The organism is Labrys sp. WJW (genome assembly GCF_001676615.1).
GTDB classification, from domain to species: domain Bacteria; phylum Pseudomonadota; class Alphaproteobacteria; order Rhizobiales; family Labraceae; genus Labrys; species Labrys sedimenti.
Genome location: NZ_LYXZ01000016.1, coordinates 65,834 through 90,150 on the forward strand (window position 1 = coordinate 65,834; position 24,317 = coordinate 90,150).

A 24,317-nucleotide genomic window follows, 5' to 3' on the forward strand; every position below is an offset into this window, starting at 1 on the left:
TGGTCTCATTCGCCTACCGCGGCAGCCACCAGGCCGTGCGCGGTCCGCAATGAAGATGCATCGTCTTTTCCTCGGTGTAGTCGGCTGCGGCATTGCGGCCGAGTTCCCGTCCGATCCCCGATTGCCGGAAGCCGCCGAAGGGCAGTTCGGCGGCGCCGTCCATGAAGGTATTGGTCCATACCGTCCCGGCCCTGAGGCGCCTGGAGACGCCGACCGCCGTGTCGAAATCCCGGCTCCAGACGCTGGCCGACAGACCGTAATCCACGCCGTTGGCGATGGAAACGGCTTCCTCGGCACTGGCGAAACGCATCACCGTCGCCACCGGCCCGAACACCTCGTCGCGGGCAATCGCCATCGAGGCCCGGGCGCCTGCCACCACCGTGGTCGCCATGAACTGGCCGGCCTCGCTGTCCAGACGCGCTCCTCCGAGGGCGACCTCGGCTCCTTCGGCCTGGGCGTTGGCGACATGCCCCTCGACCTGGGCCAGGTGCTGCGGCGAGATCAGGGCGCCGACGAGCGTGACCGGATCCAGGGGGTCGCCGACCACGACCTGGCGGGAGCGCTTGACGAATTCGGCCTCGAACTCGGCCGCGATGTCCTGGTGAACGAGCAGGCGGCTGCCGGCATTGCAGCATTCGCCGGCGTTGAAATAGGAGCCGAACACGGCGGCATCGAGCGCGGCGTCGAGATCGGCATCGGGGAAGATCAACTGCGGATTCTTGCCGCCGAGCTCCATCGACAGCTTCTTGAGCGTGCCCGAAGCCGCCGCCATCGCCGCCTTGCCCACCCGGGTGGAGCCGGTGAAGGAGACCATGTCGACACGCCCGTCCGTGGTCATCGGCCCGCCGATCTCCGGGCCATAGCCGGAGAGAATGTTGACGACCCCTTCGGGCAAGCCGGCTTCGGCCAGCAGATGGCCGAGCAGCAGGGTCGAGCCCGAGGTCATCTCGCTCGGCTTGACCACCGCGGTGCAGCCGGCGGCAAGCGCGAAAGGCAGCTTCTGGCTGACGATAAGGAAGGGGAAGTTCCAGGGCGTGATGATGGAGACCACGCCGATCGGCTCGCGCATTACCAGCCCGAGCTTGTTGGCGCCGATGGTGTTGTAGCTCTCGCCATTGAGGTCGCGGGCAAGGCCTGCCGCATAACGCCAGATATCGACGGCGCCAGCCATCTCGCCACGGGCCTGGCTGATCGGCTTGCCGGATTCCAGGCTGTCGAGCGTGGCGAAGATCTCGAGCCTCTCCTCGATCAGGTCGGCAACCTTGTGGATGAGCCGCGAGCGCTCGGCTCCCGTCATCGATGGCCACGGCCCCTCGTCGAAGGCTTTGCGCGCGGCAGCCAGGGCACGATCGAGATCGGCGACACCCGCCTGCGGATAGAGGCCCACCCGCTCGCCATGACCGGGGCTGAGGCGTTCAATGGTTCGCCCCTCCACGGCAGGCCCGAAGGTGCCGGCGATGAAAAGCTGGTGCTCACGGGGAATGCCGGCGAGCGCGGCGGCAAAACGAGCCTTGTCGAGGCGGACGGCGATCGTCACGGTCATCTTCCCTTGAAATCGGGCGTGCGCTTCTCGACGAAGCTGGCGACGCCCTCCTTGAGATCGTCGGTGTAGGACACCAGCGATCCGGCGAGTATTTCGATGGCGGCGGCGGCATCCTCGCCCTCCGCAGCATTGATCATCTGCTTGGCGACGGCATTGGCGATGGGCGCGCGCGCCGCGATCTTGCGGGCAAGTTCGCGTGCCTGCTCGAGCCCCTGCCCCTTGGGCGCGATCTCGTCGATCAGGCCGAGTTGCAGCGCCCGCTCGGCCGTGACGATCTCGCCGGTCAAGGCCAGGCGGCGCACTGCGGCCGTGCCGAAGCGGGTGACGAGGCGCTGCGTGCCGGACCAACCCGGAACCATGCCGATGCCGGTCTCGGGCAGGCCGAACTTGGCCTGCTCCTCGGCGATGCGGATATCGGCCGTCGCCGCCAGTTCCAGGCCGCCGCCCAGCGCATGGCCGTTGATGGCGGCGATCAAGGGCGCGCGCAGCCGGGTCAGGCGATCGAAAACGCGATGGCCGTCGCGCACCCAGCGCTGGCCCATGTCGAGCGGCGAGAGCTTGCCCCAGGCGGCAATGTCGCCACCCGCGCAGAAGCCCTTGCCCTCGCCGGTGAGGATGACGGCCCGGATGGCACCATGGGCATCGATCCGCTCTGCTGCGATGGCAAGCCCCGATATCATCGCCTCATCGAGGGCGTTGAGCTTTTCGGGCCGCGCCAAAGTGATGATGGCGATGGCGTCCTCGATGTCGAGGCGGACGGGGTCAGACATGGGTGCGGTTCCTTTTCACGCCTTCCCTCCCCCCAGATCCAATCCGATCGGCTCCGGCCGGAACAGCGCGGCATCCATTGTCTTGAGATCGTCGGTGACACCAAGCGGGAACTCGGCCTGGGCCAGGACATCGCGCTCGAGGTCGACGCCGGGCGCGATCTCCGTGACCACGATGCCCCTTTCGGTCAGCTTGAGCACGCAGCGTTCGGAGACATAGGTGATGTCCTGGCCCTGCGCGACGGCGCGGCGGCCGGAGAAGGAGACGTGCTCCACCGTCTCAACCAGCTTCCTGACCTTGCCTTCCCTGGAAATCACCAGCGCGCCGTTTTCGACGGCAAGGCCGGCGGCGGCCGTGAAGAAACCGGAAAAGATGATGCGCCGGGCCCGCGCGGTGATGTCGACGAAACCGCCCGCCCCGGCCGTCACATGCGGACGCACGCCGAGCTTGGAGACGTTGACGCTGCCCTCGCGGTCGATCTGCAGGAAGGAGAGCAGCGAGGCGTCGAAGCCCGCACCCTGGAAATAGGTGAACTGATAGGGCGAAGGCATGATCGCCTCGGCATTGGAGGCACAGCCGAATTGGAAGTCGAGCAGCGGCACGCCGCCGACGGCCCCCTGCTCGATCACCCAGGTCACCTCGCCATGCCGTCCCTCCTCGATCAGGATGCGCGGCACATTGGCGGAAATGCCGAAACCGATATTGACGGCATCGCCATGGCGCAATTCCTGCGCTACCCGGCGGGCAATCACCTTGGAAACGCCGAATTCGGGGATTTCGAAGCTCGACAGGGGCCGGAAGATCTCGCCCGAGATCGCCGGCTCGTAGGGCGTCTGCGTCGTTTGCATCTGGTCTGGGGCGACGACGATGGCATCGACCAAGACGCCCGGCACCAGCACGTTCTGTGGCTTGAGCGTGCCGCTCTCGGCGAGGCGCTTCACCTGGGCAATGACGATGCCGCCATTGTTGCGTACGGCCAGGGCCTGGTCGAGCGGGCCGAGATAGCCGCCCTCATGCTCATAGGAGAGATTGCCGCGCTCGTCGGCCGTGGTGGCGCGGATGATGGCGACCTCGGGCACGATGGTCTTGAAATAGAGCCAGTCCTCGCCGTCGAACTCGACCTTGCGCACGATCGGCGTCTCGGCCGCCCGACCGTTCATGGCGCAACCTTCGCGAGCCGGATCGACGAAGGTGTCCATGCCGATCTTGGTGAGCACGCCCGGGCGCTTGGCAGCCGCCTCGCGATGCATGTCGAACAGGATGCCGGAGGGGATGTTGTAGGCGGGGATCTCGTTGCCGGTGATCATCTTCCAGATCGCCGGCGGCTCGGCCGAAGAGGGGCCGGACGGATAGGAGCCGCCAAGGATGCGGGCGAGCAGGCCTGATTTGGCGATATGATCGACGCCCTTGATGCCCCACATGTCGCCCGCCGCGATGGGGTGCAGCGTGGTGAGGTTGCGCGGGTGGCCTGTTGCATCGAAGCGGCGGCCGATGGCGGCGAGCATCGCATCCGGACAGCCAAGACCGGAGGAGGACGAGACGGTCACCACGGCATTGTCGGGGATCAGCGCGGCAGCCTGGTCGGCCGAAAGGATTTTGGGGAAGGCCATCGGATCAGAGCCCCGGCTCGACAGCGACTTCGCGGCCCGTCTTGGCCGATTTCAGCACCGCCAGGGCCAGTGCCATCGAGCGGATGCCATCTTCGCCGGTGGCCGACGGCGTGCCCTTGCCACGAACGGCGTTCTGGAAATTGGCGACGCTGCGGACATAGAGGTTTTCCGGCTCGAAGGGCAGCTTGTGCTCGCCGGACGCATTGCGCAGCGCGACCTCGCCGACAGGTTTTTGCGTCATGCAATTGGTGCCGATCAGGGAGCCTTCGCTGCCATGCACCTCGAAGCCCGTATTGGCATAGGCAGTGGTGAAAGCGTCATGGAACTGAGCCAGAAGCCCGCTCTCGAAGCGCACCACGCCCATGACGCCGTCCTCGATACCTGTGCCGCCCATGCCACCCTGCTGGGTGAAAGCGGTTGCCGCCACCGGCTCCTCGCCGAGCACGAAACGCAGCGTGTCGGCATCGTGCACGGTGATGTCCATCACTACGCCGGAACCGGCCTTGGCATCCCTAATGCGCCAGCCCTGCAAGTGGGGCGGCAGATAGACGGCGTGGAAGACCCGGGCGAACAGCGGTTTGCCGATCTTGCCGGAGGCAACGGCCTCGCGCATGGCGCGAAAGGCGGCGGCATTGCGCAGATGGTGGTTGGTCGCCATGACGACGCCGGCTTCCTTGCAGGCGGCGACCATCCGGTGCGCATCGGAAAGCTTGAGGGCCAAAGGCTTTTCGCACAGCACATGGATGCCGGCCTTGGCGGCGGCTAGGGTCTGCGCCTTGTGCTTTTCGTTGGTGGTGGCGATATAGACGGCATCGATATCCCTAGCGAGCAGGGTCGCAAGGCTCCGAGTCGAATGGGGAATGCCGTTCGCCTTGGCGTAGGCCTTGCCGCGCTCGGCATCGGAAGACATCACACTGACGACGTCGCCGCCCGTCTCGCGGATGGCGCCGATCATCCATTCCCTGGCGATCGTCGTGGCGCCGACGATCCCCCAGCGCAAGCCTCTTCTCGCCGCTTCCTGGGCCATTATGCCGTCTCCTTCAAGATAGTACGTCCGTGCGCGCCGCAGGATTCCCGCACGACCAAACGGGTCGTGCCGATGAAGGACATCGCTTCGGGATCGGCGCCGTCGATCAGGCCAAGCAGGCTGCGGGCCGCACGTGTGCCCATGATCCTGGTATCGGCATTGACGGTGGTGAGGGGCGGAGCATTGTGCTCGGCCTCGACGATGTCGTCGAAGCCGATCACGGCAAAGTCGATGCCGACACGGATGCCGCGCAACCCCAGGGCGCGGGTCGCCCCCATCGCCACGATGTCGTTGTAGCAAAAGGCAGCCGTCGGCTTGTGGACGCTCGCCAAAGCCGCGGCGATCGCCTCGGCGCCGCCAGCGCGTGTCGGCATCGCCTCGAAGATCAGTTCGTCGCGCAGCGGCAGGCCGGCCTCGATCAGCGCGTCCCGATAGCCGGAAATGCGCTCCTTCTGGGTGGTCATGGTGCCGAAGCCGCCAAAAAAGGCGATGGAGCGATGGCCAAGATTGATGAGGTGGCTCACCGCCTCGCGCGAGCCGGTGCGGTTGTCGGGGCCGATATAGGGCAAGGTACTGCCCTCGACCCGTCGCATGGTCAGCACCATCGGCAGTGAGCGCGGCAGGGTTTCGGCCAGCGACCAGACATCGGTGCCCCGTGCCGGGCTCATGATGATGCCGGCAACCCCATGTTCGCGCAGGGATTGCAACACGCGGGTCTGCCGCTCGACGTCTTCGTTGGTGTTGGCCAGGATGGGCACGAAGCCCATATTGTGCAGCCCGTCCTCGATGCCGACGGCAAGCTCGGTGAAGAAGGGATTCATCAGGTCTGAGATCACCATGCCCACGAAGCTCGAACGGGCGGTGCGCAGGCTCGCGGCCGAGCGATTATAGACATAGCCGAGCTGGTCGATGGCCCTGATGACACGATCGCGCGTAGCCGACTTGACGAGGGGAGACTCCTTGAGCACCAGCGACACGGTCGATTTCGACACGCCGGCAGCCCTGGCAATATCGACGATCGTCGTGGCCCGGCTTACGCCGCGCTTGCCTCCGCTCATCCTTGCGCTCCCTCAGCCGGCCTCTTGAACCGGGCCAGTGGGCAGTATTTTTGGAACGTTCCTACAGCTGTGTCAATACCGCTTTCGAATGGGCAGGAACCCATTGATGCAAAAGAATAAATCTTGTCTTAGATGAAATATTCTTGACTTTGGAACGTTCTAATAGCCATGCTTATCCCCAAGGCCGCGACGCCTCGGCCATTTTTCACCGGAATCCTGGGACGATGTGTTGGATCCTGCTTTGCAGCAGATTCCCCGCGAGATCCCGTCATCGGGTGAAAATTGCCGGCGCATCGAAGAAGCCGAATAAGAGAGGAACGAGGAGAGGCCGATGAGTGCACTGATATTGCCAACCGTCGATGGTGGCCTGGAGGCCTATCATTACGGGCCGTCCTCGCCCTATCCCCTCGTCCATTCCGGCAATTTTCCACGCATTCTCTACGCGGCCGCCCATGTCGTCGCCGATCCTCGCCGGCTGGACGATCCCTGGCGCAGGCCGGCGATCGATTGGGACGCAACCTTGCGTTTCCGGCATCATCTGTGGGGGCTCGGCTTCAAGATCGCCGAGGCGATGGACACCTCCCAGCGCGGCCTCGGCCTGGACTGGCCCGGTGCCGCCGAGCTGATCGAGCGCTCCCTGGCCGAGTCCCGCAGCGTGCCCGGCGCGGACCTGGCCTGCGGCGCCGGCACCGACCAGCTCACTCCCGAAGCCGCCTCCACGCTCGACGACGTCATCCGTGCCTATGAGGAACAGATCGCCCATGTCGAGAAGCATAGCGGGCGCATCATCCTGATGGCGAGCCGGGCGCTGTGTCGTGTCGCCAAAGGCCCCGACGACTATCTCGCCGTCTATGGGCGGCTGATCGAGCAGACCCGCGACAAGGTCATCCTGCACTGGCTGGGCGAGGCCTTCGACCCGGCTCTGGCAGGCTATTGGGGCTCGCAGACCTTCGAACCCGCCATGCAGACGGTGCTGGAACTGATCCGCAGCCATGCAGGCAAGATCGACGGCATCAAGATCTCCCTTCTCGACGCCGGCAAGGAAATCACCATGCGCCGGCTGCTGCCGGAGGGCGTGGCGATGTATACCGGCGACGATTTCAACTATGCCGAACTGATCCAGGGCGATCTGCAGGGCTTCTCGCATGGATTGCTCGGCATCTTCGATCCGATCGCACCGGCCGCCGCCGCCGCGATGGATCGGCTTTCCGCCGGCAATGACGAGGGCTACCGCGTCATCCTCGATCCGACCGTGACCCTCGCCCGCCGCCTGTTCGAGGCACCCACCCAGTTCTACAAGTCCGGCGTGGTGTTCCTGGCCTGGCTCAACGGCTTCCAGTCGCATTTCCGCATGGTGGGCGGCGCCGAATCGGCCCGCGGCGTCGCCCACTACGCCGATATCTTCCGCCTGGCGGACAAGGCCCAGCTCCTCGTCGATCCCGAGAAGGCGGCCCATCGCATGAAGCTGCTCTGTGCCCTCAACGGTATTGGATAACTCTCGAGGCACCTGCGACGGGCCATGACGATGCCGCGCCCCATGCTATGCAGGGGGAGCGATCGATCGGAGGTGTCATCATCATGGTCATGGATGTCGTGGCGCGGGCGCGAAACCTGTTGTTGTCGCCGTCGGCGGAATGGCGAAATATCGCCGCCGAGGCGACCAGCGTCGAGCGCATCTATCGGGACTATGTCCTCTACCTCGCCGCCATCGGGCCGGTCGCCGGCTTCATCGGCACCTCTCTGATCGGCATCGGCGGCATTCGCATCGGCCTGGTCGGCGGCCTCGTTCTGGCCGCCCTGCGCTACGTGATCACCCTTGCCATGCTCCATGTCATGGCGATCGTGATCGACCGACTGGCTCCTCATTTCGGAGGCAGGTCCGACTTCCTCAGCGCCTTCAAGCTCGCTGCCTACAGCATGACGGCGGCCTGGCTCGCCAACATCTTCACGATCGTTCCGGCCCTGGGACTGCTCGCCATCGTCGGCCTCTACAGCGTCTATCTCCTGTTCGTCGGCGCTCCCGTGCTGATGCGGATCCCTACCATGAAGACGCCGATCTATACGATCGCAGTGGTGCTGATCGGCCTGCTCCTCAACTTTCTGGTGGGTTCGATGCTGACGGCATTGCTCGCGCCGCCCGTCTTCCCGGGATGAGGGATTTGGCTCGACAGGGACCGGCGGGCGGGATAGAAGGAGTTTAATTTAGAACTATTCTAATCTAGGTTCGTCATGAAACGCTTTTCCGACCTGAACGAGGCCGAGATCCTGGCGCTCGCCATCTCCAACGAGGAGGAGGATGCGCGCATCTATCTGCAATTCGCCAATCGCCTGCGCGCCGATTTTCCCGGTTCGGCCAGGATCTTCGAGGCAATGGCGCAGGAGGAGCACGGCCATCGCCACCGCCTGCTGGAGACCTACACGGCCAAGTTCGGCGACACCCTGCCCTACATCACCCGCCAGGACGTCAGCGGCTTCCTCAAGCGCAACCCGATCTGGCTGCTCGACAATCTGCGCATCGACGCGGTGCGCGAGCAGGCCGAGGCGATGGAGCTGGAAGCCGCCCGCTTCTATGCCAAGGCGGCGGAACGGGCCCATGACGTCGAAATCCGTACCCTGCTGGCCGACCTCGCCGAAGAGGAAAAACGCCATGAAAGCCTGGCCGAAACGCTGGAGTCCAAGCTGCCGGCCGACCAGAAGCGCAGCGAGGACGAGACCTCCCGGCGCCTGTTCGTGCTGCAGATCGTGCAGCCCGCCCTTGCCGGCCTGATCGACGGTTCCGTCTCCACCCTCGCCCCGATCTTCGCCGCCGCCTTCGCCACCCTGAACTCCTGGGACGCCTTCCTGGTCGGCCTCGCCGCCTCGATCGGCGCCGGCATCAGCATGGGCCTGACGGAAGCCCTCTCCGACGACGGCGAGATCACCGGGCGCGGCCACCCCTGGGTGCGCGGTGCGGCCTGCGGCGTGATGACCACGGTGGGCGGCCTCGGCCACACCCTGCCCTATCTCATTCCCGATTTCTGGGTCGCGACCGGTGTCGCCGGCTGCGTGGTCGTCTTGGAGCTCATCGCCATCGCCTGGATCCGTACCCGCTTCATGGCCACGCCCTTCACGTCGGCGATCGTGCAGGTCGTCCTCGGCGGCATCCTGGTGCTGCTTACCGGTATCCTGATCGGCAGCCAATAGGGCCCTGGCAAGCCGGCTCTTTCCTGTGCAATGCCCAATGCGGCAACATAGCCGTTGCCGTTCGCCCGGCATCACGGGATAAGAAAGCTTTCCATCCCGTGATCGGACAAATGCAATGCCTGATATCGACCTCTATCGCCGCGAACTCGCGGCCGCTTTCCGCCTCGCCGCGAAGTTCGACTTCAACGAGGGCATCTGCAACCATTTCTCGGTGCAGGTCCCCGGCGCCGAAGAGCGCTATCTCTTCAATCCCTATGGTGTCCACTGGTCGGAGATGCGCCCGGCCGATCTTCTCCTGGTCGATGGACGAGGGCAGATCCTGGAAGGCGAAGGCGAGCTCGAGGCGACCGCGCGCAACATCCATATTGCCGGCCACCGCGCCAATCCGCGCCATCTTTGCCTGCTGCACACCCATATGCCCTGGGCCACCAGCCTCACCATGATCGAGGGGGGCCGGCTCGAAATGGCCCATCAGACGGCAGCCCGCTTCTACGGCCGAACGGCGTATAATGACGAATTCGGCGGCTTTGCCTCGGGCGAGAAGGAAGGCGAGCGCATCGCCAGCTCCGCCAAGTCGGACCAGAAGGCCGATATCGTCTTCCTGGCCCATCATGGCATCATCGTCGGCGGCCCGTCCGTCGCCACCGCCTTCGACGACCTCTACTATCTCGACCGCGCCTGCCGCCAGCAGGTGCTGGCCATGTCGACCGGCCGGCCACTCAAGCTCATTCCCCAACAGGTCATCGAGAGCACGGCCCGCGAATGGATGAATGTGCTCGACCACCAGGCCAAACTGCATTTCGAGGCGCTGATGCGGATCGACGGCCTGTGACGACCCTGCGCTGGGTCCGGATCCGCCAGAACGCCAGGGCGGAATTGTGGAAGCTAGACAAGCCGCTGCCCGAAGGCGGCGTGGCAACCTTCTATCGCGGCCGGCTCTTCGAACAGAAGGGGGGCGAGCGGGTTAAGCTGGACGAGGAAACCAAGTTCACCGAGGCTGAACCGGCCTTGGCCTGGTTCGAACGCCAGTAGAGCTCCGGGACCGTTTGCGCATCGCACGAGCTATGCGCTGAGCGTGGACGCCTGGCAGAGGCGCTCCGCACAGCCGATGGGTTAGTCATTGCTGCTCTTCGCAGGTGCAGCATAGCCTGTCCTGCTGTTCTGCAGGGAATCGGCGCGAGCAATAACCAAAGAAAAAGCCGCCGGGAACCATCCCGGCGGCTTTGCATTCCGTAACGGACGCTAGGCTCGATTAGCGAGCGGCGCCGCGAGCGATTTCCTCGATACGGCCGCGGAAGATGCCGAGATCAGCAAGCTCGCGGTCATCAAGAGCCGAGAGAGCCTGGAGGGTACGGCGATAATTGCGATAGGCCGTGAAACGAGAAGCGATCGAAGAAACAAAACCGAAGAGAACCATGACACTTACTTTCCAGAGAGATTGATTTGTTGCAGTGCATATACTCCTCTTTTGCACCGCACGGTAAAAAATCGCACAGACTGGCGCGTATGCCCGGTATGCGGCGGCTGCATGGATTTTGTGCATAGCGCTTAGCAATAGGGCAACATTCTGCCTCAATCGAATGCCGCCCGCCCGATCCGAGGCGGATTCCGCCTCCGAATTGCCCAATAGTGTCTTGCGATTTGACGGAGTCGCCAGGAATCGCAAAGACGCGTCGAAACAAGGAGCTAGAGCAAACAAGCGTTCAGTCATGAACGCACTTTGCTCTAGGGGTAACCGAGCTGATAGGATCACCACCAAAATAAAGCCGGCAACACAAGCCAGCCACAATTGCGCCTTTCCATCGACGAAGCCCGGTAGAACTGGGATCGCCGTCAATCAGGGAGCCCGCCCGTGGCCAAGGAGACATCCGACATCCTCGCCATCGACATTGGAGGCACCGGCCTCAAGGCGGCGATCATCAATCCGAGCGGGCAGATGCAGGGAGAGCGGGTGCGCGTTGCCACGCCCCATCCCTGCCCGCCCGATCTGCTGGTCGAGACCCTGGCCGAGCTGGTCGCGTCCCTCCCCGCCTATAGCCGCATCTCGGTGGGCTTTCCCGGCCTGGTGCGGCATGGCCGCATCCTCACCGCGCCGCACCTCGCACCCTATGGCTGGGACGGCTTTCCGCTCGGGCAAAAGCTTGCCGCCCGGCTCGGCAACAAGCCGATACGTCTGATCAACGATGCGGAAGTCCAGGGCCTCGGGTTGATCAAGGGCAAGGGCATCGAGCTTGCCTTGACGCTGGGTACCGGAGCGGGCACAGCCGTGTTCCGCGACGGCGAGTTGATGCCGCATATGGAGCTGGCCCATCACCCCATCACCCGCACCAAGACCTATGACGACTATATCGGCGAGGCGGCACGGGAGAAGATCGGCAACAAGCGCTGGAACAAGCGGCTGAAACACGTCATCGACGTGCTCTTCGTACTGTTCCACTATGACCACCTCTATCTTGGCGGCGGCAACACCAAGCATGTGAAGCTCACTCTGCCGGCCAATGTCACGCTCGGCTCGAATGATGCCGGCCTCGATGGCGGTGCGGCCCTCTGGCGCCTGAGGAATTTTCACGAATCCGAGGAAGCGCCCCAACCGCCTTCAAGGACAAGGACGTCTTCCAAGGTCAAGGCGCCTTCCAAGGCCGGAACACCCGCCAAGGCCAGCACGCCTGCCAAGGCCAGATCACCGGCCAAAGCCAAGATAATCACCATTGCTAAGCCAGCCGGCAAGAAGACTAGCGCATGAGCGAAACCGCCCCACCTCCCGGAGCCCCGGGCGTCGAGCCTCGCTGGACCTCGGCCGCCAAGAGTGGAATCGGCACCGCTGGTTCCGCGTCGAGCCGAGTCTGGTTCGCGCTCAGCCACGGCATCCTCAACGAGATCTATTATCCGCGCATCGACCTTGCCTGCATCCGGGATTGCGGCCTCCTCGTCACGGCCGCGGACTATTTTTCCGAAGAAAAGCGCGATGCGGACGGCGAGATCCGCATGGAGAGCGACGGTACGCCAGTCTTCGAACTCGTCAACACGGCGAAGGACGGGCGCTACCGCATCCGCAAGACCATCCTGGCCGACCCCTTCCGCGACAGCCTGCTGCAGGACATCCGCTTCGAGGCCCTGAAGGGCGAGGCCGAGGATTACGGCCTGCACGTGCTGCTGTCGCCGCATCTGGTCAACCAGGGCACCCGCAACACCGCCTGGGTCGACGACTACAAGGGGCATGGCCTGCTGATGGCCAGCGGCAGCTATGGCTATTCGCTCGCCCTCGCCGCCTCGGTTCCCTGGCAGGACCGCTCGGCCGGCTATGTCGGCTTTTCCGATGGCTGGCAGACCCTCAAACGCGGCGAAGGCGTGAATTCGGCCTGGCTCCGCGCCGAGAACGGCAATGTCGCGCTGAGCGGCACGCTCGACCTTCGCGGCAGCCAGGGCCGTGTGCTGCTCACCCTCGGCCTCGGCCTCAGGCCGGAAGAAGCGGCCCTCAACGCCATCGCCAGCCTGCAGCAGGGGCTCGAGCCCGCGCGTCGGCGCGTACGTGCCATCTGGCAAGGCTGGCAGGCCGGGCTCGAGGATCTCGACCATGTCAGCCCCGCGCGTGGCACCAGCTATCGCACCAGCACCGCGGTGCTCGCCGCCCATCGCACCGGCGCCTTCACGGGCGGCGCCATTGCCAGCCTGTCGACGCCCTGGGGCTACAACAAGGGCGACAACGACCTTGGCGGCTACCATCTGGTCTGGCCGCGCGATCTGGTCGAGACGGCCGGCGGTTTCCTGGCGGCCGGCAGTCCGGCCGACGCGCGCGGCATCCTCGACTATCTCGCCGCCATCCAGGAAGGCGACGGCCACTGGGCCCAGAACAACTGGATCGACGGCCATCCCTATTGGGACGGCATCCAGATGGACGAGACCGCCTTTCCCATCCTGCTTTTCGACATGCTGGTCCGGGCCGGCAGCCTCGATGCCGCCGAGGCCAGGCGCTTCCTGCCGATGGTGGAACACGCGGCGAGCTTCGTGCTGCGCAATGGCCCCGTCACCGACGAGGACCGCTGGGAAGAGGACGCCGGCTATTCGCCCTTCACGCTTGCGGTCGAGATATCAGCCCTCCTCGCCGCCGCCGACGCCATGGACGCAGCGGATCGCCCGGATGCCGCCACGCTGCTGCGGGAGACGGCGGATGAATGGCATGCCGAGATCGATGCCTGGACCTTCGCCACCGATACCGAACTGGCGAGCACGCTGGGTATTCCCGGCTATTATGTCCGCATCGGCCCCGGCGACAACGAGGACGGGCCAGGGCTCGGCGGTACTGTCGCCATCAAGAACCGCTCCGCCCAGGAGGCCGTGCTCAGCGCCAAGATGCTGCTCAGTCCCGATGCCCTCGCTTTGGTGCGCTTCGGCCTGCGTGCCGCCGACGACCCACGCATGGTGGCGACCGTGAAGGCGATCGATCACCTGTTGAAACGCGACCTGCCCAACGGCCCCTGCTGGTATCGCTACAACAATGACGGCTATGGCGAGCATGAGGATGGCTCCGCCTTCGACGGCACCGGCGTCGGCCGACTCTGGCCGCTGCTGACTGGTGAAAGGGCGCATTACGAACTCGCCGCAGGCCGGCCCGAGGAAGCCCGGCGCCTGCTGGCCGCGCTCGAAGCATCGGCAGGTCCTGGTGGCCAGTTGCCCGAGCAGATCTGGGACGGCGCCGACCGGCCGGAGCACGAACTCTTTCTCGGCAAGCCGACCGGTAGTGCCATGCCGCTGGTCTGGGCCCATGGCGAGCACATCAAGCTGCTTCGCTCGCTGCGCGACGGGACGGTGTTCGACACCCCGCCCCAGACGGTCGAGCGCTATCTGACCCGCAAGATCGTCAGCGACCGCCGTTTCTGGCGGCTCAACCACCAGCGCCACGCCATCGCCCCCGGCCAGATCCTGCGCATCGAGCTTGCCGACCTCTCGGCCATACGCTGGAGTTTCGACGGCTGGGCGAGCCACGACGAGGGCCGTACCCATGACGCCGGCCTGTCCCTCCACGTCCTCGACCTGCCGACCTCTTCCCTGGCTGATGGCAGCGAGATCCGCTTCCGCCTCGCCCCGATCGGCGGCCCGTGGCTGGAGGAGGACTATCTGGTGACGGTCAAGGCCTGATCGGCCACGCCGGCGGCCTTGCGGCGCAACAAGCGAAAAAATATGTCAGCATTATTGACATATTTTTTCGCAAGGAGGATGCTGCACGCAACATGAGCATCGCGCCCAGAAAAGGGGCAACTTCCCGACAGGAAACGATGCCGTGATCGTATGACGGCAAGCACCTCGCCGCCGTCTATCAGGAGAACAGGATCTTGGACTGGGAAGCGATCTTCGCCACGCGGGCGGGACGGATGCGTGCCTCGGAAATCCGCGAACTTTTGAAACTGCTGGAACAGCCGGACATCATTTCCTTCGCCGGCGGCATTCCCGACCCTGCCTTGTTTCCGAACGAAGCGTTCCGGACGGCCTATGCCAGCGTGCTCGGCGATGTGAGCGCCGGCGCGGCGCTGCAATATTCCACCAGCGAGGGCTTTCCGCCGCTACGCGACTGGGTGGTCCGGCAGATGCAGCGCATCGGCGTCACCTGCGGCCCGGACAACATCCTGATCACCTCCGGCTCGCAGCAGGCGCTCGATTATCTCGGCAAGCTGCTGCTCTCCCCGGGCGATACCGCCCTCGTCACCTGGCCGACCTATCTCGGCGCCCTGCAGGCCTTCAACGCCTATGAGCCGCGCTATGACAGGCTGGCGCCGGTGGAAGGCAACATGACTCCTTCCGCCTATGCCGACGCTGCAGCAAAGGCGGGCGGCCGGGTGAAGTTCGCCTATCTGACGCCGGATTTCGCCAATCCGACCGGCGAGACGCTTGATAGGGCCGGGCGCGAGCACGTGCTCGATCTCGCGCGCGAACTCGACATCGTGGTGATCGAGGACACCGCCTATCAGTCGCTGCGCTATGACGGCGCCGACGTGCCGCCGATCCTGGCGCTCGACATTGCCCGCGAGGGCCATATCGATGCTGTCAGAACCATCTCCTGCGGCAGCTTCTCCAAGACGCTGGCGCCGGGCCTGCGCATGGGCTGGATCTGCGCCGCCGCCGGCGTGATCAGGAAGCTGGTGCTGATGAAGCAGGCCTCGGACCTGCACAGCCCCACCATCAACCAGATGGCGATGCATCATGTGGCCGAGCATGCCTTCCCGGCCCAGGTCGAGAAGATCCGCGGCGCCTATCGCCATCGCCGCGACCGCATGCTGGCCGCCCTCGAACGCCACATGCCGGAGGGCGTGCGCTGGTCGCGCCCCGAGGGCGGCATGTTCGTCTGGGTGACGCTGCCGGACGGTATGGACGGCGCCCGCCTTCTCGCCCGCGCCATCGAGACCGCCCGCATCGCCTTCGTGCCGGGCCAGGCCTTCCATGCCGACGGTTCGGGCGCCAACACGCTCAGGCTCAGCTTCTCGCTGGCCAATGATGCCGCGATCGACCAGGGCATCGAACGGCTCGGCCGCGTCATTCGCGAAGCCGGCACGGCCTGATCGCGGGGCTCCTGTTTCCTCTGTTATCGGCTCCGGAATATGCTTAAATCCGGAGCGGGTGCAGTCCACGGAACGGGAACATGACGGCAGAACCGACGAGACCGGCATTTTCCAATCGCCTGCTGGATTGGACCGGCCTCGGCCTGCTCTATGCCCTGCTGCTGATCGTCCCTTTCGTCGGGGCGCGCTGGCTCGGCGAGATGCTGCCCTCGATCTTCCATCCCATCGGCCGTATCGTCGCCAATGCCGTGGTGATGCCGTTTTTCTATCTGTGCCTGCATCTCATCCTCCGGCGCTTTGGCGCGCGGGTGCAGAACTTCGTCATGCTGGTGGTGCTGATCTACGGCGTCGCCACCACTATCGAGCTCCAGCGCGCCTTGCGGACCGGCGACAACAATGCCTGGTTCAGCGCCTTCGTCGCCGCCGTCTATACGCTCGGCTTCGCCGCACTCACCATCAACAGCCTGATCGCCTGGCGGCGCGAAAAGCGCGCCGAACGCCTGGCGGCGGAGCGTGAAGAGGCGGAACGGCAGGCAGAGGCCTTCGCCAAGGCCAGGCAGATCGGGCCCTGATTCAGCCTGTGCAGGCCAGCGAGGATGATCGCGGCTGCCTCGATCTACCGAAGCGAGGCTCGATCCCGGGTGATTCCGCCGGAGCGAAAAACCTGCCAGCACAAGAATTGTGGAATCAGCGGCATCCGGCCGCGACTGTCGATGTAGGATGCTTCGTCTGGGATGCGCGAACCAGCCCCTAAGGGCCGGGCGCGATCTCACAAGGACAACAAACAATCACATCGGGAGGATCTGATGTCACTGAAAGTTCTCGCCAAGCGGATGGCGCGCTGGGGTCTCGGCGCCGGCGCCGCACTCTGCATGGCGTTCTCGTCTGCGCCGTCGCCGGCCGAGGCGGCCCCAAAAACGTTCTACTGGATCTCCCATGGCTCGGCCGCCGACCCGGTCTGGACCTATTTCCTGGCCGGCGCCGAGCAATGGGCCAAGGACACCGGCAACAAGGTCAACACTTCCTTCCACAATGGCGACGTCGCCTCGCAGCAGGAGGCCATCCGGGCCGCGATCGCGGCGGGCGCCGACGGCATCGTCACGGCGAGCCCCGCCGCCGGCAGCCTGGTCAAGCCGGTCGAGGAAGCCAATGCCAAGAACATCCCGGTGATCGCCTTCAACTCCGATGACAAGACGGTCCGCTTTTCCACCTTCGTGGGCGGCGACAACATCAAGGCCGGCGCCGACCATGCCCGCTACCTCGTCGAGAAGGGGCTGGTGAAATCGGGCGATTTCGTCTGGATGCCGGTGGAAGTGCCTGGCGCGACCTATGGCGCCGACCAGGAAAAGGGCATCGCCAGCGTGTTCAAGCCGCTGAACATCAGCTGGGAGGTCACCGATTCGACGCTCGACCAGGCCGACATCATCTCGCGCATGAGCGACTACCTCACGGCCAACCGCAGCAAGATCAAGGCGATCCTTCCGCTTGGCGATCTCGTCTCCGGCAGCATCAAGCGCGTGTTCGACCAGGTCGGCGTGAAGCCTGGCGAGATTCCGGTCGTCGGCTGGGGCAATTCGCTCGATACCGCCAACGAGGTGCAGGACGGTTATGTCCTGGCGGCTGCCTGGCAGGACCCGCAGGCCCAGAGCTATCTCGCCCTCTCGCTCGCCGCCATGCAGGCCGGCGGAATCAAGCCCGGCTTCGACATCACCACCGGCTCGATGTACGAAAAGGACAAGGCCGCCGACTTCATCGCCTTGATGGGCGGCAAGAAGTAGGGAGCTACGTCATTCCCCTTCGACAAAGGCCTTACGGAGGCTGCGCAGAATGTCGGCCATGCGGTCGCGGCTCGGCGCAGCCTTGTGCTCCACCAGCAGTTCGACGCCGTCCACGGTGCGGTAGCGATAGAAGAAGGTGGGAACGCCAAACTTCTCGCGACATTAGAGCATCGCGCCGAAAAGTGGGTACCGATTTTCGGCAAAAAAGATGCGGCAACAAGGAATTTCAGCATCGAGCCTGATTCAGAAATCAGGTTCGATGCTGTAGATCTCTAACCTAACCCGTTCCTCATACTTAATTTTGCTGTCTCACATATGGGGGGTAGTCCAGCGTCCAGTTGAAACAGGCTCTTGGACTCGGGCTCTCAGGTCCCCGCCAGCAACGGCCAGGCCGCCATCGCCGAAGTGACGGCGGAATTCAGTTCGTCCGGCCCGGTCCCGCCCCGCGCGCTTAGGCTCAAGCCCTTGTGGACGGTGGCATAGAAGGCGGCGACGGCGCGGATATCGGTCCCGGCGGCGACATCGCCGTCCTCAACACCCTTGCGCAGCCGTGTCGAGAAGTTCTCGTCATTCGCCGCGCGCAATTCGCAAAGGCTCGCCGCGAGTTCGGGAGACATGTCGCATGCCTCCCCGGCCGTCTGTTCGACCATACATCCGCTCGGGAAATCCGTGCGCGAGAAGACGGTGACAGCGTTGCGCAACAGGCCTTCAATACTTTCGCGTGCCGTCGGCAGCTCCATGATGCGCAACACGATTTCCTTGTGAAGCGCCACATAGTGATCGAGGGCCGCACGATAGAGGTTCTCCTTGGAACCGAAGGCTGCGTAGAGGCTGGGCGAGGCGATGCCCATGGCGGCAGTGAGGTCACTCATTGAGGCGCCGGCAAAGCCCTTCGCCCAGAACACGCGCATTGCCTGTTCCAAGACCTCCTCTCGATCGAAACTGACAGGGCGGCCCCGCTTCGGAGCAAGGGGCGCCGATGGGTGCGGCATCATGCGGTTCTCTTTTTTTGCTAATCGTTACATAATTCTCTTGTGCTGGCAGAGCAAGGTCGATAACCATTTCTGTGTTGAACGATACAGAAATGATCTAACCTAGGAATACTGCCATGAACATTGCCACTCTTCCTCTCGCCGGCAAGCGCGCCCTTGTTACGGGTGCGGCGCGCGGCATCGGCGCGGCCATCGCGCTGAAGCTGGCCGAAGACGGCGCCGACGTCGCTATCACTTACGAGAAGTCGGCCGACAAGGCAGAGGCTCTCGCCGCCGAGATTCGTGCCCTGGGCCGCAAGGCCCTCGCCATCCAAGCCGATGCCGCCAGCCCGGAAGCCGCGAAGACAGCGGTCGAACAGACCGTGGCCGACCTCGGCGGCCTTGACATCCTGGTCAACAACGCTGGCGTCCTCATTGCGGGTGCCTTTTCCGCGCAATCACTGGAGGAGATCGACCTGCAGCTGAATGTCAATGTGCGCGGCGTTTTCGTGACCACCCAGGTTGCGCTGCAACACATCCCGAATGGTGGCCGTGTCGTCACTATTGGCAGCAATGCGGGTCTGTCTGTCCCGTTCGCTGGTATAGCAGTCTATGCGGCCACCAAATCCGCGATGGAGAGCTTCACCCGCGGTCTCGCCCGTGAACTCGGCCCTCGTGACATTACCGTCAATCTGGTCCGCCCCGGCCCAATCGACACCGACATGAACCCCGCCGACGGCCCTCTCGCGCCTTCCATCCTCCCGAGCCTGTCTATTGCCCGCTACGGCAAGACCCGGGAGGTCGCCGAGGCCGTTGCCTTCCTCGCCGGGCCTGGCGCCGCCTACGTTACCGGTTCGGGCATTCTTGTCGATGGTGGCATAAGCGCCTGAGTTACCACCCGAGGGGGCGGCCGGCCTCCTGGCAGGCCCCGCAGGCCCAGAACTATCTCGCCCTCTCGCTCGCCGCCATGCAGGCCGGCGGAATCAAGCCCGGCTTCGACATCACCACCGGCTCGATTCCAGGCGGAAACGGCTCCAAAAGCAAAAAGCGGCCCCGAAGGACCGCTTTTTTGTTTTTCCCCGAAGGGACCACTGGAGCGGGCGAAGGGATTCGAACCCTCGACCCCAACCTTGGCAAGGTTGTGCTCTACCCCTGAGCTACACCCGCTTCCGTGGGCCGCAGATGCTCGTTGCATCGGCGTGGGCGCTCTATGCCAAAGCCCGTGACGGATTGCAACAGGCAAGTTTCAGTTTTTTTGCATTGCGTGTTTCATCCACAGGCCGCGCTGACATCGTCGGGGGTGACGCGGACACCGTTTCGTGCCAAAAGCGCGCCAATTCCCGATGATCTCCCCTGCTTTGGGGCTGCAAACTTTTCCTTAGGTCCGCCTTGAACGATCTGTCACACACTTCGGCCCTCACCCCGCTCGCCCGCGAAGTCGAGCGGCGGCGCACCTTCGCCATCATTTCCCATCCGGACGCCGGCAAGACCACGCTGACGGAAAAACTGTTGCTGTTCGGCGGTGCGATTCAGCTCGCCGGCCAGGTCAAGGCCAAGGCCGAAAAGCGCAATACCCGCTCGGACTGGATGTCGATCGAGCGCGAGCGCGGCATTTCGGTGGTCACCTCGGTGATGACCTTCGAATATGAGGGCCTGGTCTTCAACCTGCTCGACACGCCGGGCCATGAGGACTTCTCGGAAGATACCTATCGCACGCTCACGGCCGTCGATTCGGCGGTGATGGTGATCGACGCGGCCAAGGGCATCGAGGCGCGCACGCGCAAATTGTTCGAGGTCTGCCGCCTGCGCGACATTCCCATCGTCACCTTCATCAACAAGATGGACCGTGAGGGGCGCGATCCCTTCGAGCTGCTCGACGAGATCGAGAAGACGCTGGCGCTCTCCACCGTGCCGATGACCTGGCCGCTCGGCCGCGGCCGCGATTTCGCCGGCACCTATGATCTCCAGGCCAGCCATGTCCGCCTGCTCGACAAGGACACCGCGCCGATCCCGGTCGAGGCCGGCGATGCCGCGGCGCTGGCCCGCGCCGTGCCTTCGATCGATGCCGAGGCAGCCTCGGAGGAGATCGCTCTGGTGCAGGAAGCCTGCGGCGAGTTCGATCTCGCCGCCTTCCGCGAAGGCCATATGACGCCGGTGTTCTTCGGCTCGGCCATCAAGAATTTCGGCGTGGGCGACCTGCTCAAGGGCTTGGGCGACTATGCGCCCCAGCCGCGCGACCAGGCAGCAGCCACCCGCATGGTCGAGGCGACGGAGGACAATCTCTCCGCCTTCGTCTTCAAGATCCAGGCGAACATGGATCCCAATCACCGCGACCGCATCGCCTTCGTGCGCCTGTGCTCGGGCAAGCTGACGCGCGGCATGAAGGTGAAGCAGGTGCGCACCGGCAAGTCGATGAGCCTCAACGCGCCGCAATTCTTCTTCGCCCAGGATCGTGCCCTGGCCGAGGAGGCTTATGCGGGCGACGTCGTCGGCATTCCCAACCACGGCGCCCTGCGCATCGGCGACACGCTGACCGAGCGCGAGGAGATCGCCTTTCTCGGCGTGCCGAGTTTCGCCCCGGAAATCCTGCGCCGGGTGCGCCTGCCCGACGCCATGAAGGCCAAGAAGCTCAAGGATGCCCTGCAGGACCTCGCCGAGGAAGGCGTGGTGCAGGTGTTCCGCCCGCGCGACGGCTCCCCTGCCCTGGTCGGCGTGGTCGGCGCCCTGCAGCTCGACGTGCTGCAGGGCCGGCTCGCCGCCGAATATGGGCTGGAGATCCGCTTCGAGCCGTCCGAGTTCGCACTGGCGCGCTGGATCTCGGCGCCGACGAAGCCGGAACTCGACAGCTTCGTCACGTCCCACAATTTCTCGATCGCCGATGATCTCGACGGCGATCCGGTGTTCATGGCCAAATCCGCCTTCGACCTGCGCTACCAGGGCGAGCGGTCGCCTTCCATCGTGTTCGCCGACATCAAGGACGTGAAGAAGGTGAAGTGATTTCTGGAGCGCGGACTGGGTGTCCATAGGCGCTAACATAAGGTTGGAGGCGCGGGTTCTTTACCCTCCCCTCGATGGGGAGGGTCGGCCTGAAAGGCCGGGGTGGGGTGAAAATACGCAGGTCTCCACAGCGGAAGCGGTAGATTCTTGCAAAGAAGTCACCCCACCCCGACGCTACGCGTCGACCCTCCCCATCGAGGGGAGGGTTTGGTCATGCCTTGTCCGACTTAAGTTAGCGCTCATGGACTAGGTGTCTGCGCTCCCAGGAAGATCACGCCGGCACTTCTTCCAGCGCCGGATAGTCCGTATAGCCTTCGGCGCCCTTGGCGTAGAAGGTCGCGGCATTCCAGGGGGCGAGCGGGGCTCCGAGGGACAGGCGCGTGGGCAGGTCCGGATTGGAGATGAAGAGCTTGCCGAAGGCCGCCGCGTCAGCTTCGCCGCTCTCGACCAAAGCCTCGGCGCTTTCGGCCGTCAGCTTCTCGTTCGCGATGAACACGCCCTTGAAATTGCTGCGGATCACCGGGGCGACGCTGGAGCCGTCGGCATATTCGCGGGCACAGATGAAGGCGATCCCGCGGGCATCCAATTGCCGGGCGACATAGCCGAACAGGGCCGGCGCATCGGAATCGCCCATCGAATGCGAATCGCCGCGCGGAGCCAGATGCATACCGACGCGATCGGCGCCCCAGACCGAAATCACCGCGTCGGTGACCTCGAGCATCAGCCGCGCCCGGTTCTCGATCGAGCCGCCATAGGCATCGGTGCGCTTGTTGGTTGAGTCCTGCAGGAACTGGTCGAGCAGATAGCCATTGGCGCCATGGATCTCGACACCGTCGAAGCCGGCTTCCTTGGCATTGGCTGCGCCCTGGCGATAGGCCTCGATGATGGCGGGAATTTCTTCGAGCTCGAGCGCACGCGGCGTGACATAGGGTCTTTCAGGCTTGATGAGGCTGACATGGCCGGCAGGTGCAATGGCGCTCGGTGCCACCGGCAGGGCCCCGTCGAGATAGACGGGATCGGAAATGCGGCCGACATGCCAAAGCTGCAGAGCGATGCGCCCGCCGGCCTCATGCACGGCCTTGGTGATGACCTTCCAGCCCTCGACCTGCTCCCGCGACCAAATGCCGGGGGTGTCGGGATATCCGACGCCCATCGGCGTGACAGCGGTGGCTTCGGTCAGGATCAGGCCGGCGGAGGCGCGCTGGACGTAATAGTCGCGCATCAGCGTGTTGGGCACGCGGCCCGCGCTGGCCCGGGTGCGGGTCAGCGGGGCCATGATGACGCGGTTGGGCAGGTCGAGCGCGCCGATGCGAATGGGGTCGAGCAGCGAGGGCATTAAAAGAAACCTTGTTCCAAATGGCTTTTCTGGGCGATCGATTGAAACTCCCGTACCTGGCTTACACAGACTTAACTGGTGGTCGGCTCGCCGAGGCGTTAAAGTCTCAAAGTTCGATATTCGTCGAATATAGGTAGAAGAACGCATGAAGCAACACCCTCACCCCGATGTGAATGACATCAATCTGATCGGCGTTCTGGCCGCCCTCGGTGATCCGGTGCGGCTGCACATCGTCACCACGTTGCTCGCGGAGGGCGAGAAGGGATCGACGGAATTCGATTGCCAGGTCGCCAATTCGACGCTGAGCCATCACATCAAGCAATTGCGCGAGGCCGGCATCGTCAGCCACCGCAAGGAAGGCACGCGCTGCTTCGTCGCCCTGCGCCCGGATATCGATGAAAAATTCCCGGGCTTGCTGCAATCCGTGCTGAAATTTGCCGACTAAACTTCTTGTCCGGAACAGCTATTCCGAGCGGAAGCGCGCCCGATAGGCTGCAGGACTGAGGCCCACGCGACGCCGGAAATGATGGCGCATCGTCTCCAGCGAATTGAAGCCGCAGCTTGCGGCGATGTCGCCGAGCGAGGCGCCGAGATCGCGCTCGAGCTGCTCGCGGGCCAGCCGCACGCGCTCGGCCACCAGCCATTCGCCCGGCGGCAGGCCCGTCGTCTCCTCGAAGCGGCGCTGGAAGGTACGCTGGCTCATGCCGGAGCGGGCAGCGATCGTCTCGATGCGGTGGGGCGCGACCAAATTCTGGCGCAGCCAATCGATCAAGGGAGCCAGCCGGGCGGATTCACGCTCACGCGGCACCGGCCGCTCGATGAACTGAGCCTGGCCGCCGTCGCGATGCGGAGGCACCACCAGCCGGCGGGCCACGGTGTTGGCGGCATCCGGGCCGAAATCGCGCCGGATCACATGCAGGCAGAGATCGAGCGCCGCTGCGCTTCCGGCGGCGGTCATGATGTCGCCAAGGTCGACATAGAGCCGGTCGGGATCGAGTACGATGGTAGGATGGCGCGCGCCGATATCGGCCGCATAGCGCCAATGCGTCGTCGCCTCCCGACCATCGAGCAGGCCGCAGGCAGCCAGCACGGCAATGCCTGAGCACAGCGACATCAGGCGGGCGCCACGCCGATGCGCGAGCTTGAGGCCATCGATGAGGTCCGCCGGTACAGGGCTGGCGATACCGCGCCAGCCCGGCACGATGATGAGATCGGCCTCCTCCAGCAATTCCAGGCCGGAATGCGGCTCGACCGTCAGCCCACCCGCCGCATGAAGCGGCCCCGACTCGATGCCGCAGGTGGCATAGCGATACCAGGAGGGCCCCATCTCAGGACGCGGCAGGCCGAAGACCTCATAGGCCACCCCGAATTCGAAGGTGCAGAGGCCATCATAGACGAGCACAGCCACGAGGGGGCCGCTGAGGGAGGGCATGTTTGGCATGATCTTGACGAAGTGTGGCATCAAGGCCATGACCAGACAAGATTTCTCTCGATG

22 protein-coding genes and 1 tRNA gene are annotated in these 24,317 nt (G+C 64.5%); 13 read left to right on the forward strand and 10 right to left on the reverse strand.

Annotated features, from left to right (window positions below):
* Window positions 1-13: 13 nt before the first annotated feature.
* From BA190_RS10905 to BA190_RS10925, 5 genes are read right to left on the reverse strand one after another with little or no spacing between them, the layout of a single operon-like run.
* Window positions 14-1,543, reverse strand: coding sequence for an aldehyde dehydrogenase family protein (locus BA190_RS10905; RefSeq protein WP_082979643.1), 1,530 nt, complete (start codon window positions 1,541-1,543; stop codon window positions 14-16).
* A complete protein-coding gene (locus BA190_RS10910; protein ID WP_068286133.1) occupies window positions 1,540-2,313 on the reverse strand; it encodes an enoyl-CoA hydratase/isomerase family protein in 774 nt (257 codons plus the stop codon). The genes BA190_RS10905 and BA190_RS10910 overlap by 4 nt, the downstream gene beginning before the upstream one ends.
* Window positions 2,314-2,328: 15 nt before the next feature.
* Entirely contained in the window at window positions 2,329-3,921 is a 1,593-nt protein-coding gene (locus BA190_RS10915) for an acyl CoA:acetate/3-ketoacid CoA transferase (RefSeq protein WP_068286136.1), read from the reverse strand.
* Window positions 3,922-3,925: 4 nt separating this feature from the next.
* Window positions 3,926-4,948, reverse strand: coding sequence for a Gfo/Idh/MocA family protein (locus BA190_RS10920; protein ID WP_068286139.1), 1,023 nt, complete (start codon window positions 4,946-4,948; stop codon window positions 3,926-3,928).
* Window positions 4,948-6,006 (reverse strand): LacI family DNA-binding transcriptional regulator, encoded by a 1,059-nt coding sequence (locus BA190_RS10925; RefSeq protein ID WP_068286141.1) that lies wholly within the window; start codon window positions 6,004-6,006, stop codon window positions 4,948-4,950. The genes BA190_RS10920 and BA190_RS10925 overlap by 1 nt, the downstream gene beginning before the upstream one ends.
* 331 nt (window positions 6,007-6,337) lie before the next feature.
* On the opposite strand from BA190_RS10925, the gene BA190_RS10930 reads away from it, so the two are divergent.
* From BA190_RS10930 to BA190_RS10950, 5 genes are all read left to right on the forward strand, one after another.
* Window positions 6,338-7,501 carry a dihydrodipicolinate synthase family protein gene (locus BA190_RS10930; RefSeq protein WP_068286144.1) on the forward strand — a complete coding sequence of 388 codons (1,164 nt, stop codon included), beginning with the start codon at window positions 6,338-6,340 and terminating at the stop codon, window positions 7,499-7,501.
* 83 nt (window positions 7,502-7,584) lie between these two features.
* Window positions 7,585-8,160, forward strand: coding sequence for a Yip1 family protein (locus BA190_RS10935; protein ID WP_162275086.1), 576 nt, complete (start codon window positions 7,585-7,587; stop codon window positions 8,158-8,160).
* Window positions 8,161-8,235: 75 nt separating this feature from the next.
* The gene (gene mbfA / locus BA190_RS10940; RefSeq protein ID WP_068286146.1) at window positions 8,236-9,189 is read left to right on the forward strand and encodes an iron exporter MbfA; all 954 of its coding nucleotides are present in this window, start codon (window positions 8,236-8,238) and stop codon (window positions 9,187-9,189) included.
* A gap of 115 nt (window positions 9,190-9,304) precedes the next feature.
* Complete coding sequence (locus BA190_RS10945; protein ID WP_068286149.1) at window positions 9,305-10,021, forward strand: aldolase; 717 nt, start codon at window positions 9,305-9,307, stop codon at window positions 10,019-10,021.
* Complete coding sequence (locus BA190_RS10950) at window positions 10,018-10,221, forward strand: hypothetical protein (RefSeq protein ID WP_068286156.1); 204 nt, start codon at window positions 10,018-10,020, stop codon at window positions 10,219-10,221. Before BA190_RS10945 ends, BA190_RS10950 begins: the two co-directional genes overlap by 4 nt.
* 220 nt (window positions 10,222-10,441) lie before the next feature.
* On the opposite strand, the gene BA190_RS36815 is transcribed toward BA190_RS10950, so the two are convergent.
* Window positions 10,442-11,026: a DUF1127 domain-containing protein gene (locus tag BA190_RS36815; RefSeq protein WP_245314665.1), complete on the reverse strand. Its 585-nt coding sequence runs from the start codon at window positions 11,024-11,026 to the stop codon at window positions 10,442-10,444.
* A 15-nt stretch (window positions 11,027-11,041) separates the two neighbouring features.
* Between BA190_RS36815 and BA190_RS10955 the strand changes: the two genes are divergently transcribed.
* From BA190_RS10955 to BA190_RS10975, 5 genes are all read left to right on the forward strand, one after another.
* Window positions 11,042-11,932 carry an ROK family protein gene (locus tag BA190_RS10955; RefSeq protein WP_068286166.1) on the forward strand — a complete coding sequence of 297 codons (891 nt, stop codon included), beginning with the start codon at window positions 11,042-11,044 and terminating at the stop codon, window positions 11,930-11,932.
* Entirely contained in the window at window positions 11,929-14,325 is a 2,397-nt protein-coding gene (locus tag BA190_RS10960) for a glucan 1,4-alpha-glucosidase (RefSeq protein WP_068286176.1), read from the forward strand. The genes BA190_RS10955 and BA190_RS10960 overlap by 4 nt, the downstream gene beginning before the upstream one ends.
* A 191-nt stretch (window positions 14,326-14,516) precedes the next feature.
* Window positions 14,517-15,740, forward strand: a complete 1,224-nt coding sequence (locus BA190_RS10965) for a PLP-dependent aminotransferase family protein (RefSeq protein WP_068286182.1) — start codon at window positions 14,517-14,519, stop codon at window positions 15,738-15,740.
* Between the two features lie 80 nt (window positions 15,741-15,820).
* On the forward strand, window positions 15,821-16,312 hold the full coding sequence (locus tag BA190_RS10970; RefSeq protein ID WP_068286186.1) for a hypothetical protein: 492 nt from the start codon (window positions 15,821-15,823) through the stop codon (window positions 16,310-16,312).
* Window positions 16,313-16,612: 300 nt separating this feature from the next.
* Complete coding sequence (locus BA190_RS10975) at window positions 16,613-17,518, forward strand: substrate-binding domain-containing protein (protein ID WP_068286440.1); 906 nt, start codon at window positions 16,613-16,615, stop codon at window positions 17,516-17,518.
* 365 nt (window positions 17,519-17,883) lie between these two features.
* Here BA190_RS10975 and BA190_RS10980 read toward each other — a convergent pair whose 3' ends face one another.
* Complete coding sequence (locus tag BA190_RS10980) at window positions 17,884-18,429, reverse strand: TetR/AcrR family transcriptional regulator (protein ID WP_162275087.1); 546 nt, start codon at window positions 18,427-18,429, stop codon at window positions 17,884-17,886.
* A gap of 197 nt (window positions 18,430-18,626) precedes the next feature.
* Here BA190_RS10980 and BA190_RS10985 point away from each other — a divergent pair, with 197 nt between their 5' ends.
* Window positions 18,627-19,379: an SDR family oxidoreductase gene (locus BA190_RS10985; RefSeq protein WP_068286189.1), complete on the forward strand. Its 753-nt coding sequence runs from the start codon at window positions 18,627-18,629 to the stop codon at window positions 19,377-19,379.
* Between the two features lie 202 nt (window positions 19,380-19,581).
* Here the strand turns inward: BA190_RS10985 and BA190_RS10990 are convergent.
* A tRNA-Gly gene (locus BA190_RS10990) sits at window positions 19,582-19,656 on the reverse strand.
* Window positions 19,657-19,878: 222 nt separating this feature from the next.
* Between BA190_RS10990 and BA190_RS10995 the strand changes: the two genes are divergently transcribed.
* Window positions 19,879-21,486, forward strand: coding sequence for a peptide chain release factor 3 (locus BA190_RS10995; protein ID WP_068286191.1), 1,608 nt, complete (start codon window positions 19,879-19,881; stop codon window positions 21,484-21,486).
* A gap of 271 nt (window positions 21,487-21,757) precedes the next feature.
* Here the strand turns inward: BA190_RS10995 and BA190_RS11000 are convergent, their stop codons facing one another.
* Window positions 21,758-22,822 carry an alkene reductase gene (locus BA190_RS11000; protein ID WP_068286198.1) on the reverse strand — a complete coding sequence of 355 codons (1,065 nt, stop codon included), beginning with the start codon at window positions 22,820-22,822 and terminating at the stop codon, window positions 21,758-21,760.
* A 145-nt stretch (window positions 22,823-22,967) separates the two neighbouring features.
* On the opposite strand from BA190_RS11000, the gene BA190_RS11005 reads away from it, so the two are divergent.
* On the forward strand, window positions 22,968-23,267 hold the full coding sequence (locus tag BA190_RS11005; protein ID WP_068286200.1) for a helix-turn-helix transcriptional regulator: 300 nt from the start codon (window positions 22,968-22,970) through the stop codon (window positions 23,265-23,267).
* 18 nt (window positions 23,268-23,285) lie between these two features.
* Here BA190_RS11005 and ftrA read toward each other — a convergent pair whose 3' ends face one another.
* Entirely contained in the window at window positions 23,286-24,284 is a 999-nt protein-coding gene (gene ftrA, locus BA190_RS11010; RefSeq protein WP_068286444.1) for a transcriptional regulator FtrA, read from the reverse strand.
* Between the last annotated feature and the right edge of the window lie 33 nt (window positions 24,285-24,317).